We start from the raw sequence: 17,669 nt of genomic DNA on the forward strand, positions 1-17,669 counted from the left end.
CCGCGCGGCGCTGGCGCTGGCGTGGGCGGGTCGCAGGGAGGCAGGCGATCGGTCCGTATGCTCGGGCCATGGTTCGCGCGGGGGAGAACACGTCAGAGGTCAGCAGGTCGGGGACGTCGGCGTTCGCCAGCGACGACGCCGAGGCGCGAGGACCGGCCGAGCGGCGTCGCACGGTCCTCGCCCTGGTCGTCAGCGTGGTCCTCGTCGGGGTCCTGATCGGTGTCGCGGCCGTCGTCATCGGCCTGGTCGTCCCGGATGCGCCCGACCGCACGGCCGACGTCGAGGCCACCGCGCGCCGGGACGCGTTCCTCGACACCTTGGTACCTCTGCCGGGAGTGGTGGACCTCGTCGAGCCTGCCAGCATGGTGCAGACCGGCTACGACGCACGCTCCGAGACGATCGACGTCACGGTCTCCGGCATACCCGCCGAGCTCGAGGAGGTGTTTGCCGCACTGTGCGAGCACGGGGGCCGAGAAGGGGACCACGGCGCCGACTACCTCTTCGCCGTCACGACCGACGCGGCGCCCATGACCCTGCAGTGCGAGGACCCTGCCCTGGCGGGCCGCCTGGCCGCGCTCGTCGACCTTGCCCGCGACGTACCGCCGGCGACGGTCGAGGGCGTCAGGATCGCCGTCTCAGGCGCTGACGTGTCGGTCTGGGTGCGACCCGCCCCGGAGGCGCTGCCCGAGGCCTGGCGATGGGTGTCCCCGTGGACCACGGGCGTCCTCGACCTGGGGCTCACCCCGGTCGAGGTCCGGTTGGCGCCGGAGCCGTGACTGCGTCGAGCGTGCAGCAGTGTCGCGCAGGTCAGCGGAAGACGATCGTCCGGTGCCCGTCGAGCAGCACGCGGTGCTCGGCGTGCCAGCGAACGGCCCGCGCGAGCGTGCGGCGCTCGACGTCCTCGCCCAGCGCGACCAGGTCCTCGACGGCGCGCGAGTGGTCGACGCGCTCGACGTCCTGCTCGATGATCGGTCCCTCGTCGAGGTCGCCCGTCACGTAGTGCGACGTCGCGCCGATGAGCTTGACGCCGCGGTCGTGCGCCTGCGCGTAGGGGCGGGCGCCCTTGAAGCTCGGCAGGAACGAGTGGTGGATGTTGATGACCTGGCCCGACAGGTCGCGGCACAGGTCGTCGGACAGGATCTGCATGTAGCGCGCGAGGACGACGAGCTCGACGTCGAGCTCGGCCACGAGCTCGCGCAGGCGGTCCTCGGCGGCGGCCTTGGTGTCGCGTGTGACGGGCACGTGGTGGAACGGCTTGCCGTAGAACGCGGCGATGTCCTCGAGGTCGCGGTGGTTGCCCACGACGCCCACGACCTCGATCGGCATGCCCTGCGAGCGCTCGCGGTAGAGCAGGTCGACGAGGCAGTGCGCGGCCTTGGAGACCATGACGAGCGTGCGCACGCGGCGCCCGACCACGTCGAGGTTCCACGTCATGTCGAACGCCTCGATCACGGGCGCGAGCGCGGTCTCGAGCTCGTCGCGCGACGCGGTCGACTCGACCTGGACGCGCATGAAGAACAGCCCGGACAGCGGGTCGCCGAACTGCTGCGACTCGGTGATGTTGCCACCGTGCTCGGCGAGCGTCCCCGTGACGGCGTGCACGATCCCCGGACCGTCCGGGCAGGACAGCGTGAGGACCCAGTGGGTCGGCGTGGACGCGTCGGGCGCGCCGGAGGCAGGAACGTTCGACAGAGAGGTGCTGGACACGGTCCCAGGGTAGCCGCGCCGTCGCGCGTCCACCGGCTCCGTCCGGGCCGCGCGCGGCCGACCGCCCAATAGGCAACAAAGTTGTCTTCCATTGTGCAGTGCGCAACGGAGGGTGCCATGACGTGGACCGCGCCGCGAACAGGTGCATAACCTCCCGGAACCGGCGCCACCGACGACGCCGGCCCCCGAGTCGATGACGGAGTCGATATGAAGAAGTCCCGCCTGGCGGCGTTCGGCGTCGCCGCCGTGCTGGCCCTGACGGCCTGCGCCCCCACCCAGTCCACGATCACCGAGGCCGAGAACGACGAGAGCACGGGCACGCTGCGCGTCTGGCTCTTCGCCGAGGTCAACCAGGACCCCAAGGCCGCGGTGGTCGACGAGGCCGTCGCGGAGTTCGAGGCCGAGCACGACGGCGTCGAGGTCGACGTCCAGTACATCCCCGTCGACACCCGCGCCGAGCGTTTCAACGCCGCGTTCAACGACCCTGCCTCGGCCCCCGACGTCGCCGAGTTCGGCAACACCGACATCGCGGCCTACGTCGCCGCGGGCGGTCTCGCGGACGTGACCAAGGAGGTCGCGGCCTGGGACGAGTCGGGCGACCTGACCCCCTCGATCGCCGCCACGACCGAGATCGACGGGGCGACCTACGGGGTCCCGTGGTTCATCGGCGTCCGCGCGCTCTACTACCGCACGGACGTCTTCTCCGAGCTGGGCCTGTCCGTGCCCGCGACGCTCGCCGAGATCGAGACCGCGGCGCGCGCGATCCGGGCCGCCAAGCCCGAGATGGTCGGTATCGCGGCGGGCGGCGCGTACCAGTACGCGGCCATGCCGTTCCTGTGGGCGGGCGGAGGAGCGCTCGCGACCCAGGGCTCCGACGGCGCGTACACCTCGGCGCTCACCACGCCCGAGTCCCGCGCGGGCGTCACGGCGTACACGAACCTCCTCGCCGACGACATCTGCCCCTCGGCCCTGTGCGCCGAGTGGACCGGCAGCGCGAGCGTCCAGCAGTTCGTCGCGGGCACGGCGGGAATGGTCGTGGGCGGCGACTTCAACCGCAAGGCCGTCGACGAGTCGGCCGTGGGCGCCACGTACGCGATCGTCCCGCTCCCGGGCGAGAAGGCCGGCGAGATCGCCCCGGCGTTCGCGGGCGGCAACAACCTCGGCGTCTTCAAGAGCAGCGAGCGCAAGTCCCTCGCGGTCGACTTCATGACGCTCCTGGGCGGGAAGAAGTACCAGGAGAAGATGTTCGACGCGATGGGCAACCTGCCCACGTTCACCGACGTCCAGGAGAAGGTCGCGGCGGCGACGCCCGCGATCGAGCCCTTCACCGAGACCCTCGCGGCGGGCACCGAGTTCGTCCCCTCGACCCCGGCGTGGACCCAGATCGACGCCCAGGGCGACATCAAGACCATGCTCCAGACCGTCGCGACGAAGCAGGCCACGGTCGAGCAGGCCACGCAGACCGCGGCCGCCGCGATGGACAAGGCGTTCTCCGAGGCCCCCTGATGACCTCGCTCACCGCACCGGGGGCGGGCAGCACGTCCGCCCGCCCCCCGCGTCCCGCGCGTCGCTCCCGGACCGGGACCTCCCGGCTCGAACCGTGGGTCTACCTGCTGCCGGCCGCCGCGATCCTCGTCGGCCTGCTCGGGTACCCGCTCTACCAGCTCGTCGTCACGTCGTTCTACGACTACCGCCAGGCCAACGTCACGGGTGGGGCGCCGCTCGAGTTCCTGGGTCTGGGCAACTACACCCAGCTCTTCGGGGACGCGAAGTTCTGGACGGTCCTGCTCAACACGACGGTCTTCGCGGCCGGCTGCGTCGTCGCGACCCTCGCGCTCGGCTCGGCGCTCGCGGTCCTCGCGACCCGGGTCAGCCGATGGGTGCGCTCGGTCCTGTTCCTCGCGGCGCTCGGCGCGTGGGCCACGCCCGCGATGACGGGCTCCGCGGTCTGGCTCTTCCTGTTCGACCCGACGCTCGGGCTCGTCAACAAGACGTTGGTCGACGTCGGCCTGTCGGGCTTCGCGGGGCACTCGTGGACGGCCGAGAAGTGGCCGGCGTTCGCGCTCGTGGGCGCCGAGGTCGTGTGGTGCTCGTTCCCGTTCGTGCTGGTCACGGTCTATGCGGGCATCCTCGCGATCCCGAGCGAGCTGCTCGAGGCCGCTCGCCTCGACGGTGCGTCGATGCCGCGCATCGCGCGCTCCATCATGGTCCCGATGCTGCGCCCGATCATCATCATCGTGACGATCCAGTCGATCATCTGGGACTTCAAGGTGTTCACGCAGATCTACGTCATGACGAACGGCGGCGGGATCGGCGGGCAGAACCTCGTCCTCAACGTGTACTCCTACCAGCAGGCGTTCGCGTCCAACCTGTACGGGCTCGGGTCGGCGATCGGCGTCGTCATGACGCTCCTGCTGCTCGGGGTCACGCTCGTCTACCTGCGCCTGCTGCGCCGATCAGGAGAGGTCCTGTGAGCACCAGCGTCACCGCCGGCATGCCCGACGCCGGAGCGTCCGTCGGGCGCGGCACCTCACCGTCCGCGGTGCGGGGCACGGGCTCCCCGGACGCCGGGGCGACCACCGCGCGGGGCGGGGCGGGCGCGGGCGGTGCGCGGCGCCGTCGGGCGTGGAAGAACCCCGGCTCGAACGCCGCGGCGCTCCTGGTCGCGCTCGTCGTCGCGTTCCCGCTCTACTGGATGGTCCTGTCGGCCCTGCGACCCAAGGCCGCGATCGACGCGGGCGACGCGTCGCTGTTCACGACGGACCTCACGCTCGACTCGTTCGTGCGGGTCCTGACGGTCAACGACTTCGGGCGGTTCTTCCTCAACTCGCTCGTCGTGGCCCTGGCCGTGGTGGTCCTCTCGACGATCTGCGCGTTCCTCGCGTCGGTCGCGCTCACGCGCTACCGGTTCCGCAGTCGCACGACGCTGCTCGTGATCGTGCTGATCGCGCAGATGGTGCCCATCGAGGCCCTGACGATCCCGCTGTTCTTCCTGTTCCGGAACATGGGGGCGTCCGTCCCCGCGCTCGGCCTCAACCAGCTCGGCTCGCTCGTGCTGGTGCACCTCGCGTTCTCGATCCCGTTCGCGATCTGGATGCTGCGCGGCTTCGTCGCGGCCGTCCCGGTCGAGCTCGAGGAGGCCGCGCGGATCGACGGGGCCAAGAGCTTCCGGTTCGTGCGCTCGATCCTGTTCCCGCTCGTGTTCCCGGGCGTGGTCGCAGTCAGCGTGTTCTCGTTCATCTCGACGTGGAACGACTTCCTGTTCGCCAAGACCTTCATCATCTCGGCGCAGGAGAACCAGACGCTGCCCCTCGCGATCCTCACGTTCTTCAAGGACGACCAGAACGACTGGGGCGCGATCATGGCGGGCTCGGTCATCATGACGGTGCCCGTGCTGGTCTTCTTCGTGCTCGTGCAGCGTCACCTGGTGTCCGGGCTGGCGGGGGCGGTGAAGGGCTAGGTGAGACGGTCACCATTCCACCCGCGGACGCGCACCGCGGGGTCGCCCGTTTCTGACACGATGGGACCATGACCGACACGCCGATGACCATGGACCTCGTCACGGACGAGCACGCGGGGGAGCTCCTCACGCTCCGCCGGGCAGCGTTCGTCACCGAGGCGCAGCTCTACGGGGACCCGAACATCCCGCCGCTCACGCAGACGCTCGCCGAGCTCAAGGCGGACCTGGCGACCCAGGGCGTCATCACGCTCGGGGCGTGGCAGGGGCCGCGCCTGGTCGGGTCGGTGCGCGTGGAGATCGAGGGCGGCAAGGCCACGCTCGGGCGGCTCGCGGTGGCCCCGGACCTCCAGGGCCGCGGCATCGGCACGCAGATGCTGTTCGCGGTCCTGCCGCACCTTCCTGAGGAGACCACGGAGATCTGGGTCTTCACGGGCAAGGACTCCAAGCAGAACCTGGAGCTGTACGCGCGCCACGGCTACGAGGAGCAGTACGACAAGGCCGCGGGCGACCTCACGTACACGTACCTGCGCCGCATCCTGGGCGAGGCCGAGGCGCGTAACGCGAGCGACGCCCAGGGCTGAGCCCGTCCGCCCGCGAGCGAGGCGCGTCCCCCGTGCGGGGGTGCGCCTCGCCCGCGTCTACGGCTCGTCCCACGCGTAGGCCCGGACGTGGTCGACGAGCATCCGCGCAGGTAGCGGGGTGCCCTCGTCGGGCGGGCCGGGCCAGTCGCCGCCGACCGCGAGGTTGAGCAGCAGGAAGAACGGGTCGTCGAAGACCCACGGGTCACCACCGGTGTCGGCGGGGGTCCTGCGCGAGTACTCGACGCCGTCGACGTACCAGGCGATCGCACCCGGGGTCCAGTCGACCGTGAAGGTGTGGAAGTCGTCGGCGAACCGCTCGCCGTCCGGGAGCGTGGTCGACGCGTGGATCGCGTCCGCGCCCGAGTACCCGGGGCCGTGCAGGCTGCCCCACACCGTGCCCGGCTCCGCGCCGACGTTCTCCATGACGTCGAGCTCGCCGCTCGCGGGCCACGGCTCGGTGGTGAAGATGTCCTGGCCCAGCATCCAGAACGCCGGCCAGGTGCCCTGCCCGCCCGGGATCTTGATGCGCGCCTCGAAGCGCCCGTACTGCTGGGCGAAGCGGTCCGCGGTGATGAGCCGTGCGGACGTGTACTCGCAGCGACCGTAGTGGCACCAGAGGTCGCCGGGGTTCTCCCGACGGGCCGTGATGACGAGGTGGCCCTCGCCGTCGGTCGAGGCGTTGCCCGGGCTGTCGGTGTAGTACTGCAGCTCGCCGTTGCCCCACCCGCTGCCGCCCGTCTCGAGACGCCAGCGCGAGGGGTCGGGCGGGGCGCCGGCCGCGCCGTCGAACTCGTCGGCCCAGGTCAGGGGCCCGGGCGGGGCCCCCATCCGGGGCGCCCCGGGCCCGGACGCAGGCGGCCCGACGGCGGCGGCCGCCAGGGTGGCGAGGCCCACCACGACGATCACGGCGGCGACGAGGACGCCCGGGCGAGGTGCGCGACGCGGTGCCTTGCGCGGGGTCGGTCGCATGTCACTCCTCGCAGGTCGAGACGTCCTCGGCGTAGCGCAGCCACGCCGGGAGGTCGGCGACGAACGCGTCGCGGACGTCGGCGGCGCCCGCTGCCCGCCAGTCGACGTCGTCGTCGATCTCGATCTCGTACTTGTCCCACTCGAACCAGTTGACCATCTTGAGCTGCGGGAACCGCTCGTGCGTCTCGGGCGAGAACACCTGCCGCCACCAGGCCCGCTTGATGTCGAGCTCGGCGGCCCCGCCGCGCGAGGGCGTGTAGATCGCGGCGGTCTCCGGCACCGCCACGGGGTGGCCGTGCTCGACGCCGTAGACCGTGTAGAAGTCCGGCACCGCGGCGTCGTCCCCGGCCGTGCCCACGTACGTGCCCGTGAGCATCGCGAGGAACTTGCCGTCCTCGGGGACCTCGTTGTTGCCCCACGGGCGCTGGTTGCCCCAGTGGTAGAGCGAGACCCCGACCCAGTCCACGGCGTCGTCCCCCGGAAAGTACGGCAGGTAGCTGTCGTCGGTCATGGTGAGCGTACCGTCGCCGTCGGTGTCGAGAGCCGCGTAGTCGGCCGACCCCGGCAGCGCCGCGAACTGGCCGCCCGTGAACGGGTACCCGCCGCCGTAGTTGGGCGCCCACATCATGGCCGTGCCCGGCGCCTCGGCATGGACCGCGGCCGCGACCCGACGGAACGTCTCGACGTACGCCGTCGGCTGCTGGCCCCACGCGTACCAGGAGCCGTTCATCTCGTGCGCGAACCGCAGCACGACCGCGACCCCCTGCTCGTTGACGTCCCGCAGGTCGTCGGCGAGCGTCGCGACCACCTCGTCCGACATGGCCGCGAGCCCCGCGTGCGGTTCGAGCGTCAGGAGCAGCACGCCCCCGTTGGCCTTCATCTGGGTGACCGCGCTGACCGTGTGCTCCCACGTCTCGCGGTCGTAGGGGACGTCGGAGAACTGGACCGCGACCGCCGGGGCGTGGTCGAGGTAGGTCCGGTGCTCCTCGAGGGTCTCCGACGCCCAGTCGAGGTTGACGCCGAGCAGCGTGCCGTCGTCGGGCACGATGCTCGCCGCGTCCGCGGTGCACGCCTGCGCCACAGGCACCTGCGGGGCGGCGGGCGGACCGGCCACGGCGAACCCCGCTCCCACCGCGCCGACCCCCAGCAGCATGACCACGAGCGGCGTCACGAGGCCGGGCCGGCGGCGACGGCCGCCCGGGAGGTAGAACGCCATCAGGAGGCCCGGGACGCGAGGAGACCGCGCGCCTCGTCGTGGCCGCCGTAGATGCGCGTGACCGTGTCGAGCCGCAGCGCCGTGAACGCGTGCTGCAGCGCGGCCGAGGCGCCGAAGATCCGCAGGTCCCCGCCGCGCGACCGGACCACGCGCAGCAGGTCGAGCAGGCCCGCCACGCCCGAGGGCGACACGCCGTCGACCCCCGAGACGTCGAGCAGGACGAGCACCGGACCGTCGGCCGCGGCCGACGACACGGGCTCACGCAGGGACAGGACGGCGGCGGCGTCGAGCCGCCCGCCGGTGGGGAGGTCGATGCTCGTGACGGGGTGGGTCAGGGTGAGGTCGGGTGCGCTGACGAAGGCGGCCATGGCGAGCTCCTGGGGACGTGGCGGACGGTGAGGTCGAGCGGGACTTCCGTCGGGTCGAACGTGGTCGGGAGTGCGTCGCCGTCGAGCACGTCGCCCACGGCCTGGGCCGCGAGCAGTGCGACGGACGGGGGGACCGGGTCCACGACGGTGTCGCCGGGCCCCGTGTACCGCGCAGCGCGCAGCGCGGCGGACAGGAGGGCCAGGTCGACAGCGACCCAGCCCAGGGTCAGGGTCGTGGCGGGCGCCGAGGCCTCGCCTGCGAGCATCCGGGTCACCCCGACCGCCGAGGCCACGAGCAGGACCACGGTCACGACGACCTGCGGCAGGACGTGCCGGTAGCCCGTGCCCGTGGCCTGCTTGGTCTTGGACGTGACCGAGAACGCGACGTGCCGGCCGAGGAACACCGCGGAGGCTCCCGAGAGCGTCGCAGCGATCCACGTGGGGAACAGTGCGAACGACATCTGCTGACCCCGCCACAGCCCCCGGCTGCCCTTGCCGGACACCTGGAAGAGGAGCTGGCAGGCCACGAAGAACGGCAGGAAGTGCAGGAAGAACAGCGCCGGGTCCGCATGCAGGGGGAAGACGCCGAGCGTCAGGAAGAGGACGGGCGCGGCGAGGTAGACCAGAGCGGCGAACCCGCTCAGGTAGCTCGTCATGGTGCCCAGGTACATGAGCCGCTGGGCCAGCGAGAGCCCGCGAACCAGGAGCGGGTTGTCCCGGAAGAAGACCTGCATCGACCCCGTGGCCCAGCGCAGGCGTTGCGACAGGGCCGTGCCGACGTCCTCGGGCGCGAGCCCGTGCACGAGCACCTCGTGGTGGTAGACGCTCGTCCACCCCATCGCGTGCAGGTGCATGGCCGTGGCCATGTCCTCGGTGATCGTGGTCGTGTCGAGCGGGTTGATCGTCAGGGCCTGGTCCGTGCGGGCCACGTCGACGCGCTCGAGCACCCCGTCGAGCTCGGCGAGCATCTCGCCCGCCACGTCCTCGGGCAGGGACGGGGTCTCTTGGATCTCCGGCGGCTCCACGGTCCCGGTCGCCGCGGTCGCCACAGGCGCGACAGGCGCCGCATGCGCGACAGGTGCGACAGGCGCGACAGGCGCCTGGACCAGGGCCGCGGTGAAGGCCGATCGCAGCTCCGAGGTGATCTCGGCGAGCACGTCGCCGCGCCGGAACTGCCCCTCGGCCCGGCGCACCGCGGCCAGGGCCTGCTCGGCGACGGGCATCGCCGAGGGCTCGCGCACCGCGAGCTGGCTCAGGAGGTCCTGGAGCCGCGACCGGCCTGCCCGGAGCGCGGCGCGCATCGCACCGCGCGCGTCCCGCGAGAACCGGGTCAGCCCCAGCGCCATGAGCGCCTCACGCCGCAGCACCGCGTTCGACCCGCAGAAGAAGGCCGCGCCCCAGCCGTCCTTGCCCTGCTGGATGGGACCGTAGAACAGCTCGGCCTGCGTACCCAGCGGGTCGCTCGGCGGCACGTTCCAGAAGTGCTGCGGCGTCTGGACGAACGCGACCTCCTCGTCCTCGAAGTAGCCCAGGACCCGGTCCAGGAAGCGCGGCTCCGGGACCTGGTCGGCGTCGAGGATCGCGACGAGGTCGCCGCTCGTGCGGAACAGCGCGTTGTTGACGTTGCCCGCCTTCGCGAAGCGGGGCCGCCCCTCCCACTCGGGACCGCGCGTGATGTAGCCGACACCCACGCGGGACGCCGCGACCTCGAGCTCGGGCCGGTTGCCGTCGTCGAGGACCCACGTCGCGTGCGGGTACGTCATGTCGCGCGCCGCGATCGCGGTCCGCAGGACCAGGTCCACGGGCTCGTTGTACGTCGTGACGAACACGTCGACGCTCAGGCCCTCGGGGGCCGGGGGAGCCGGGGGCCGGCGCCTCGCGTTCCACATGGTCAGCGAGTACAGGACGGTCTCGCCCAGGCTGTACGTCTCCGCCACGACCAGGGGGACCGCGATCCACCAGGCGTCCCACGCCACGGTCCCCGTCCAGCGCCACCCGATGTACACGAGCCCGAAGGCCACCGCGACCACGGCCAGGAGCCGCACCGCGGCCAGTCTGCTGCTACCCATGCGTTCTCCTCCGTCGGACGACGAGAGACGACAAGCGGGACCGGGACGTCGGGCGACGAGAAGGTCGGCGCGCGGCGGCTCGAGAGCGGCGGCGGCGATGACGTCGGGACGGGCAGCGACACCCCTGCGTGCCGGTCACGACGACGGGCGGTCCGGTCGAGCGGACCCCCGGTGGTGTCGTGCCTCGAATGTAGAGCGGGTGAAGTTCGCAGGGGAAGCGGTGCGCGGGCGGTCTGCGCCGTTCGTCCGGTCTGCGCCCGGATCTCCACAGGCCGGCAACCCGGCGGTAACGCCAGGGCGCGCCGGTCCCCGTCCCGTTCACCGCGACGACACGTCGGGGCGCTCGCGGACGGGCGCCTTCCCGCGCTGGTGCGGCCCGCTGGTGCGGCCCGCCGGGACCGTCGACGTGTCAGGCCTTCCCGCCGCGCGGAGGCAGGTCGGATCCTGCGTCAGGCCAGGCGGGCTGCCCGACGCGGAGCGGCGACAGCGCCCGTGATCGCCGCGATGATCTCCTCGTAGCTCGTGCCGGGCCCGGAGAACGAGCCGTTGTTGCGCCCGTGGCGCAGGACCTCGATCCGGTCCGCGACGGCGCGCACATCGGTCATGTTGTGGCTGATGAGGATGACCGCGTGCCCCAGGTCGCGCAGGCGCTCGATGTGCGTCAGGACCTCCGCCGTCTGTGACACGGACAACGAGGCGGTGGGCTCGTCGAGCACGACGATGCGCGGGTCGCCGAGCAGCGTGCGCGCGATCGCGACGCTCTGGCGCTGGCCGCCCGACAGGTCGGAGACGAGCGTGCGGACCGAGGGGATGCGCGACGTGAGGTCGCGCAGGATCCGGCGCGCGTTGTCCTCCATCGCGGCCTCGTCGAGCCGCGGTCCGTGGCGCAGCTCGCGCCCGAGGTAGAGGTTGGACACGACGTCGAGGTTGTCGCACAGCGCGAGGTCCTGGAAGACCGTCGCGATCCCGAGCGCGTGCGCGGCCGCCGGGTTGGGGATGGTGACGGGGACGCCGTCGGACTCGATGATGCCCGCGTCCGGGACGAGGACGCCCGCGATGACCTTGGCGAGCGTCGACTTGCCCGCGGCGTTGTCGCCGACGAGCGCGACGACCTCGCCGCGGTGCACCTCGAGGTCGATGCCCTCGAGCGCACGGACCGCGCCGAAGGACTTGTCGATGCCGTGCAACGACAGGGCGGGGAGGGCGGAGCTGCTCACGTTCTGTCACCTGTTCGTGCTCGGGCGCCCTGGGGCGCCGTCGTGCCCGCCACGTCGTCGTGGCGAGACGGTCGTGCGGTCGCGGTCATGGTCGGTCTCCCGAAGACGGGGGGCCGGAGTCTCCTGCGGCGACGAGGCCCACGGGGCCGGGTGCCCCCGGGGCGAGGCGGACGTCGCTCGTGACGTCGGTCGACTGGAGGGCGAGCGCGAGCGCGCCCATGACCTCGGCGCGCGCGCCGAGCTCGCCCAGCACGACCTCGACCGGGGCGATCGTGTTGGGCACGAGGTGGCGCCGGACCGCGTCGCGCAGGGGGCCGGCGAGGATCTCGCCGGTCTCCGCGAGCTCACCTCCGACGACGATGACCTGAGGGTTCATGGCGCTCGCGAGCGTCGCGACCGCGATGCCGATGCGGTCGCCCGCGTCGGCCACGACGCGTCGGCAGCCAGGGTCTCCGTCGACCGCGCGGGAGATGACGTCGCGCAGGGTCATGTCCCCGTGGCTCGTGCGCAGCAGGTCGAGCAGCGCGCCCGACCCCACGACGGTCTCGAGGCAGCCACGGTTGCCGCAGCGGCAGATGGGTCCGGCAGGGTCGACCTGGACGTGGCCGATCTCGCCGGCAGTCCCCGCGTACCCCCGGTGGACGTGCCCGCCGACGACGACGCCCGCCCCGGTCCCGTACGAGACCCGGACGAACACCGAGTCGCGATACGCGCGGGCGGCCCCGAGCTCGGCCTCGGCGAGCGCGGCGAGGTTCGCGTCGTTGTCGACGACGACGGGGCGCGCGAGGCGCTTGGACATGACCTGTCCGACGTGCAGGTCGTCCCAGCCGCGCATGATGCCGCGCACCGAGATCATCCCGGTCGAGATGTCGACCGGGGCGGGCAGGGCCATGCCGACCGTCAGGAGCTCGTCGGTCGAGGCGCCGATGCGTTCGAGGAGGTCCATGACGAGCAGGGCCGCGCGGTCCAGCCCCGTGTCGACGCGGTGGTCCACGGGCAGGGGCATCTGCTGCTCGGCGACGATCGTGCGGCCGAAGTCGCCGAGCGCGACCTTGAGGTGGCGGTGGCCGAACTGGATGCCCGCGACGAGGCCGAGCTGGCGCGCGAGCGTGACCTTGAGCGCGCGGCGTCCGGAGCGCGAGGTGGGTCGGGTGTCGACGACCCCTGCCTGGGTCAGCTCCTTGACGATGGTCGAGACCGTCGCCGTGGACAGCCCCGTGGCCTCGGCGAGCTCGACCTGGGTGAGGCCGCCGTAGCGCTTCACCGCATCCACGATGCGTGTTCGGTTCGCTTCTCGGAGTGAGGTCTGCGAGCCGGGTGTGGACCGGTCGTTGTTCACAGGCAGCAGCGTACACGCTGGTGAGGGCCGGAGAACCGAGGCGACACGGGCCTTTTCCGGGGGTGGAGCGGTGGTACCGCTTCCACTCTGAGTTTGAGTCTCGAACACAATTAGGTCACGAACTGGTTACTGCGCTTGACGCTCTAACTCAAGCCTGGCTAGTTTCGCTCCAGTGCCGACCGAGGCAACGCGGACCCCCTCCGCGGCTCGGAGGCGACGCGGGCCTCACAGCCGAGGCCCGCCCCCTGGTTCGACGACGAAAGGGAATGACGATGACGTCAATGCGCAAGGCGGTCGCGGCCGCTGCTGGGATGACGCTCCTGTTCGGTGCCCTCACGGCATGCAGCTCCGAGCGTGCGGGCAGCGAGTCGGGCGGCGGCGAGACCGGCGGTGGCGACACGCCCCTGATCGGCATCGCGATGCCGACCCGCAGCCTCGAGCGCTGGAACAACGACGGCGCACACCTCGAGGAGCTCCTCGGCGACGCCGGCTACGAGACCACGCTCCAGTACGCGGACAACAAGGTCGACCAGCAGATCACCCAGCTCCAGAACATGATCAACCAGGGCGCCGACGTCCTGGTCATCGCCTCGATCGACGGCACGGCCCTCGGCCCGGTCCTCGACGCGGCCGCCAAGGAGGAGATCCCGGTCATCGCGTACGACCGCCTCATCAACGACTCGGAGCACGTCGACTACTACGCGACGTTCGACAACGAGAAGGTCGGCACGCTCCAGGGCGAGTTCATCGCCGAGCAGCTCGGCCTCGAGGGCGGCGCCGGACCGTTCAACCTCGAGCCCTTCGCCGGGTCGCCCGACGACAACAACGCCCGCTTCTTCTTCAAGGGCGCCTGGGACGTCCTGACCCCCTACGTCGAGTCGGGCCAGCTCGTCGTGCCCTCGGGCAAGGCGCCCGCCACGGTCGACGACTGGACCACGATCGGCATCCAGGGCTGGGAGTCCGCCAAGGCCCAGTCCGAGATGGAGAACCGCCTCAACTCGTTCTACACGGACAAGAAGGTGAACGTCGTCCTCTCGCCCAACGACTCGCTCGCGCTCGGCATCGAGCAGGCGCTCGAGGGCAGCGGCTACTCCGCCGGAGAGGGCTGGCCGCTCGTCACGGGCCAGGACGCCGACGAGGCCAACGTGAAGAACATGCTCGCCGGCAAGCAGGCCATGACGGTCTGGAAGGACACCCGCACGCTCGGCGACCAGGTCGCCAAGATGGTCCAGCAGATCGTCGACGGCGAGGAGGTCGAGGTCAACGACACCGAGACCTACGACAACGGCGTGAAGGTCGTGCCCTCGTTCCTCCTCGACCCGCAGGTCGTGACCGCCGACACCGTCCAGACGACGCTCGTCGACTCCGGCTTCTACACGGCCGACAAGCTCGGCCTCTGACCGGACGCACCGTGCCCGGCCCCGGGGCAGCAGCCCCCGGGCCGGGCACGGTCCGCGCAGCACGACGGGCGAGACGGTCGCCCGACCCGCGGCACCGCCGCGGCGACGGGCCACCACGGAACGGACGAGTGAGGAGCTGACCCATGGCCAGCGAGAGCAACATCCTCGAGATGCGGGGGATCACCAAGGAGTTCCCCGGCGTCAAGGCCCTGCAGGACGTCACGCTGGACGTGCGCCGGGGCGAGGTCCACGCGATCTGCGGGGAGAACGGGGCCGGGAAGTCGACCCTGATGAAGGTGCTGTCGGGCGTCTACCCGCACGGCACCTACGACGGCACGATCGTCATGGACGGCGAGACGTGCGAGTTCAGGACCATCCGCGACAGCGAGGCGCGCGGGATCGTCATCATCCACCAGGAGCTGGCGCTCGTCCCGCACCTGTCGATCGCGGAGAACATCTTCCTCGGCAACGAGAAGGCCTCCGCGGGGATCGTCGACTGGCACCGCACCACGAGCGAGGCCGCGGCCCTGCTCGAGCGCGTCGGCCTGTCCGAGAACCCCGCGACCAAGTCGATGGACATCGGCGTCGGCAAGCAGCAGCTCGTCGAGATCGCCAAGGCGCTGTCCAAGCGCGTGGACCTGCTCATCCTCGACGAGCCCACCGCGGCGCTCAACGACGAGGACAGCGCCCACCTGCTCAAGCTCATCGACGAGTTCCGCAGCCACGGGATCACCTGCATCATCATCAGCCACAAGCTCAACGAGATCGCCGCGATCGCCGACCGTGTGACGATCATCCGCGACGGCGCGACGATCGAGACGCTCGACCTGCACGGCGCCGAGCCCGTGACCGAGGACCGCATCATCCGCAGCATGGTCGGGCGCTCGCTCGACAGCCGCTTCCCGGACCACGAGCCGACCATCGGCGAGGAGGTGCTGCGCATCGAGGACTGGACCGTGCACCACCCGATCGACACCGAGCGCGTCGTGGTCGACCACGCGAACCTGTCCGTGCGCGCCGGAGAGATCGTCGGCATGGCCGGGCTCATGGGTGCAGGTCGCACCGAGCTCGCGATGAGCGTGTTCGGACACTCCTACGGGGCGAAGATCTCCGGGACCGTCTACAAGAACGGCACGCCCATCAGGACGCGCAGCGTCTCCGAGGCCATCGGGCACGGGCTCGCGTACGCGACCGAGGACCGCAAGCGGTACGGCCTCAACCTCATCCAGACCATCCGGGAGAACATCTCGGCCTCCGCGCTCGGCAAGGTGTCCCGCTGGGGCGTCGTCGACTCGCAGGCCGAGACCCAGGTCGCCGAGCGCTACCGCACGGACTTCCGGATCAAGGCGCCCACCGTCGAGGCGATCGCCGGCAAGCTCTCGGGCGGGAACCAGCAGAAGGTCGTCCTGTCGAAGTGGGTCTACTCCGACCCGGACGTCCTCATCCTCGACGAGCCCACGCGCGGCATCGACGTGGGCGCGAAGTACGAGATCTACGCGATCATCAACGCCCTCGCCGACGCGGGCAAGGCCGTCGTCGTCATCTCGTCCGAGCTCCCCGAGCTCATCGGCCTGTGCGACCGCGTCTACGCGATGAGCCAGGGCCGGATCACCGGAGAGGTGGCGCGAGCCGACGCCACCCAAGAAGCACTGATGCACTACATGACCATGGACAAGGGAGTCGACGTCCGATGAACGCCGTCAGGGAATACCTCGGCCGCAACGTCCGCCAGTACGGCATCGTCGCGGCACTGCTCGTGATCGTCCTGCTCTTCCAGGTCCTCACCGACGGGCGCCTGCTCTACCCGAACAACGTCGCGAGCCTCATCCAGCAGAACGCCTACGTGATGATCCTCGCGATCGGCATGGTCATGGTGATCGTCGCCGGGCACATCGACCTGTCGGTCGGTTCGGTCGTCGCTTTCGTCGGCGGGCTGTGCGCCATCATGATGAGCCAGTGGGAGCTGCCGTGGCTGCTCGCCGTGGTCCTGTCCCTCGGGGTCGGGGCGCTCGTCGGGATGTGGCAGGGCTTCTGGGTCGCCTACGTCGGGATACCGGCGTTCATCGTGACGCTCGCGGGCATGCTCATCTTCCGCGGCCTCGCGATCGTCCTGGTCGGCACCACCGTCGCGGGCCTGCCCAGCGGGTTCATCGCGATCAGCAACGGCTCGGTGCCCAACTGGTTCGGGTTCGTCGGCAACCTCGACGTCGTGACCCTCGTGATCGGCGGGATCGGCATCGTGGCGTTCGCCGTGGCGCAGTGGCGCTCGCGGATGTCGCTGCGTCGCCACGAGCTCGCGGTCGAGCCGCTGCCCGCGTTCGTCGTCAAGATCGTCCTGGCCGCGGTGCTGATCGGGGTCGTGACGTACTGGCTGTCGCTCAGCTCGGGCGGTACGCCGATCGTGCTGCTCATCGTGGGCATCCTCATCATCGCGTACTCGTTCGTCCTGAACCGCAGCGTGTTCGGCCGCCACGTCTACGCGATCGGCGGCAACCGCCACGCGGCCGTGCTGTCGGGCGTCAACTCGCGCCGCGTCGACTTCGGCATCTTCGTCAACATGGGCGTGCTGGCCGCGGTCGCGGCCGTCATCACGACCTCGCGCGCCGGTGCCGGCGTGGCCGCGGCGGGCATGAACTACGAGCTCGACGCCATCGCCGCGTGCTTCATCGGCGGCACCGCGGTCGCGGGCGGCGTGGGGCGCGTGTCCGGGGCCATGATCGGTGCGCTCATCATGGGCGTGCTGAACATGGGTCTGTCGATCATGGCCGTCGACGCCGCCTGGCAGCAGGCGATCAAGGGCCTCGTCCTGCTCCTCGCGGTCGCGTTCGACCTGCTGAGCAAGAGGCGCGCCGCGCTCTCCTGAGCCGGCGATCAGGAGGTGACGCGGGGGAGGGCGCACACCCTCTCCCGAGGTCACGGACCAGCGGGGTGCGTGCGGCGGGGACCGCGCGCACCCCGCTGCGTCGTCCCCAGGCCCGACGGCGCCGCTCGCTCACCCTTCCGCCGAGGGCGACGTGCCCGCTCGCCGAGGGTGCCGTGCCCGTTCGCCGAGGGCGACGTGCCCGCCCGACGTGCGCTCCGCCGTCGGGCAGGAGGAACCGGCAGGGCGTGACGGTCGCCACTGCCGCGGCGTGCGGACGTGGGCTAGGATCGTGCTCGTCGCGACTGGCGCACCCGCGCCCCGCACGCCGCCCCCAGGGGAGGCCGCGGGACGGACGGGAATGGTGGATCACCACCGGGGAGCGGCATGCTGTGTAGACGACGGGTCGTTCGCCTGGGCCCCGGGTCGCCCCCTGTGGGGAGCGTGCCCGGACGGGGTATGCCCTCCCGCGAGACCGTCATC

General features: G+C 71.4%; 15 protein-coding genes and 1 riboswitch. Of the genes, 8 read left to right on the forward strand and 7 right to left on the reverse strand.

The window, feature by feature from the left end; genetic code table 11:
• The first annotated feature begins 68 nt into the window (after window positions 1-68).
• Window positions 69-776, forward strand: coding sequence for a hypothetical protein (locus tag ACZDYF_RS03810; protein ID WP_475053572.1), 708 nt, complete (start codon window positions 69-71; stop codon window positions 774-776).
• A 31-nt stretch (window positions 777-807) separates the two neighbouring features.
• On the opposite strand, the gene purU is transcribed toward ACZDYF_RS03810, so the two are convergent.
• Window positions 808-1,707 (reverse strand): formyltetrahydrofolate deformylase, encoded by a 900-nt coding sequence (purU, locus tag ACZDYF_RS03815; RefSeq protein WP_307824005.1) that lies wholly within the window; start codon window positions 1,705-1,707, stop codon window positions 808-810.
• A 207-nt stretch (window positions 1,708-1,914) separates the two neighbouring features.
• On the opposite strand from purU, the gene ACZDYF_RS03820 reads away from it, so the two are divergent.
• The 4 genes from ACZDYF_RS03820 (at window position 1,915) to ACZDYF_RS03835 (ending at window position 5,748) form a co-directional block, all read left to right on the forward strand.
• Window positions 1,915-3,213, forward strand: coding sequence for an extracellular solute-binding protein (locus ACZDYF_RS03820; RefSeq protein ID WP_475053581.1), 1,299 nt, complete (start codon window positions 1,915-1,917; stop codon window positions 3,211-3,213).
• Window positions 3,213-4,181, forward strand: coding sequence for a carbohydrate ABC transporter permease (locus ACZDYF_RS03825; protein ID WP_475053585.1), 969 nt, complete (start codon window positions 3,213-3,215; stop codon window positions 4,179-4,181). The genes ACZDYF_RS03820 and ACZDYF_RS03825 overlap by 1 nt, the downstream gene beginning before the upstream one ends.
• Window positions 4,178-5,167 carry a carbohydrate ABC transporter permease gene (locus ACZDYF_RS03830; protein WP_475053589.1) on the forward strand — a complete coding sequence of 330 codons (990 nt, stop codon included), beginning with the start codon at window positions 4,178-4,180 and terminating at the stop codon, window positions 5,165-5,167. The genes ACZDYF_RS03825 and ACZDYF_RS03830 overlap by 4 nt, the downstream gene beginning before the upstream one ends.
• A 68-nt stretch (window positions 5,168-5,235) precedes the next feature.
• The gene (locus ACZDYF_RS03835; protein ID WP_475053594.1) at window positions 5,236-5,748 is read left to right on the forward strand and encodes a GNAT family N-acetyltransferase; all 513 of its coding nucleotides are present in this window, start codon (window positions 5,236-5,238) and stop codon (window positions 5,746-5,748) included.
• A 57-nt stretch (window positions 5,749-5,805) separates the two neighbouring features.
• Here ACZDYF_RS03835 and ACZDYF_RS03840 read toward each other — a convergent pair whose 3' ends face one another.
• The 6 genes from ACZDYF_RS03840 to ACZDYF_RS03865 form a co-directional block, all read right to left on the reverse strand.
• On the reverse strand, window positions 5,806-6,717 hold the full coding sequence (locus ACZDYF_RS03840; RefSeq protein ID WP_475053599.1) for a glycoside hydrolase family 16 protein: 912 nt from the start codon (window positions 6,715-6,717) through the stop codon (window positions 5,806-5,808).
• A 1-nt stretch (window position 6,718) separates the two neighbouring features.
• Window positions 6,719-7,933, reverse strand: a complete 1,215-nt coding sequence (locus tag ACZDYF_RS03845; protein WP_475053602.1) for a glycoside hydrolase family 26 protein — start codon at window positions 7,931-7,933, stop codon at window positions 6,719-6,721.
• The gene (locus tag ACZDYF_RS03850; RefSeq protein ID WP_475053605.1) at window positions 7,933-8,301 is read right to left on the reverse strand and encodes an STAS domain-containing protein; all 369 of its coding nucleotides are present in this window, start codon (window positions 8,299-8,301) and stop codon (window positions 7,933-7,935) included. The genes ACZDYF_RS03845 and ACZDYF_RS03850 overlap by 1 nt, the downstream gene beginning before the upstream one ends.
• Window positions 8,265-10,370: a glycosyltransferase family 2 protein gene (locus ACZDYF_RS03855; protein ID WP_475053612.1), complete on the reverse strand. Its 2,106-nt coding sequence runs from the start codon at window positions 10,368-10,370 to the stop codon at window positions 8,265-8,267. Before ACZDYF_RS03855 ends, ACZDYF_RS03850 begins: the two co-directional genes overlap by 37 nt.
• 449 nt (window positions 10,371-10,819) lie before the next feature.
• Window positions 10,820-11,587, reverse strand: a complete 768-nt coding sequence (locus ACZDYF_RS03860; protein ID WP_138825348.1) for an ATP-binding cassette domain-containing protein — start codon at window positions 11,585-11,587, stop codon at window positions 10,820-10,822.
• 85 nt (window positions 11,588-11,672) lie between these two features.
• Window positions 11,673-12,926: an ROK family transcriptional regulator gene (locus tag ACZDYF_RS03865; RefSeq protein ID WP_475053620.1), complete on the reverse strand. Its 1,254-nt coding sequence runs from the start codon at window positions 12,924-12,926 to the stop codon at window positions 11,673-11,675.
• A 272-nt stretch (window positions 12,927-13,198) separates the two neighbouring features.
• Between ACZDYF_RS03865 and chvE the strand changes: the two genes are divergently transcribed.
• From chvE to mmsB, 3 genes are all read left to right on the forward strand, one after another.
• Window positions 13,199-14,326: a multiple monosaccharide ABC transporter substrate-binding protein gene (gene chvE / locus ACZDYF_RS03870; protein ID WP_225226712.1), complete on the forward strand. Its 1,128-nt coding sequence runs from the start codon at window positions 13,199-13,201 to the stop codon at window positions 14,324-14,326.
• Window positions 14,327-14,469: 143 nt separating this feature from the next.
• Window positions 14,470-16,020, forward strand: a complete 1,551-nt coding sequence (gene mmsA, locus ACZDYF_RS03875) for a multiple monosaccharide ABC transporter ATP-binding protein (protein WP_475053626.1) — start codon at window positions 14,470-14,472, stop codon at window positions 16,018-16,020.
• A complete protein-coding gene (mmsB, locus tag ACZDYF_RS03880; RefSeq protein ID WP_191789407.1) occupies window positions 16,017-17,189 on the forward strand; it encodes a multiple monosaccharide ABC transporter permease in 1,173 nt (390 codons plus the stop codon). The genes mmsA and mmsB overlap by 4 nt, the downstream gene beginning before the upstream one ends.
• A 333-nt stretch (window positions 17,190-17,522) precedes the next feature.
• Window positions 17,523-17,613: riboswitch (ZMP/ZTP riboswitch) on the forward strand.
• Window positions 17,614-17,669: the final 56 nt, after the last annotated feature.

The sequence above is a fragment of the Oerskovia sp. PE-21s genome (genome assembly GCF_056158145.1).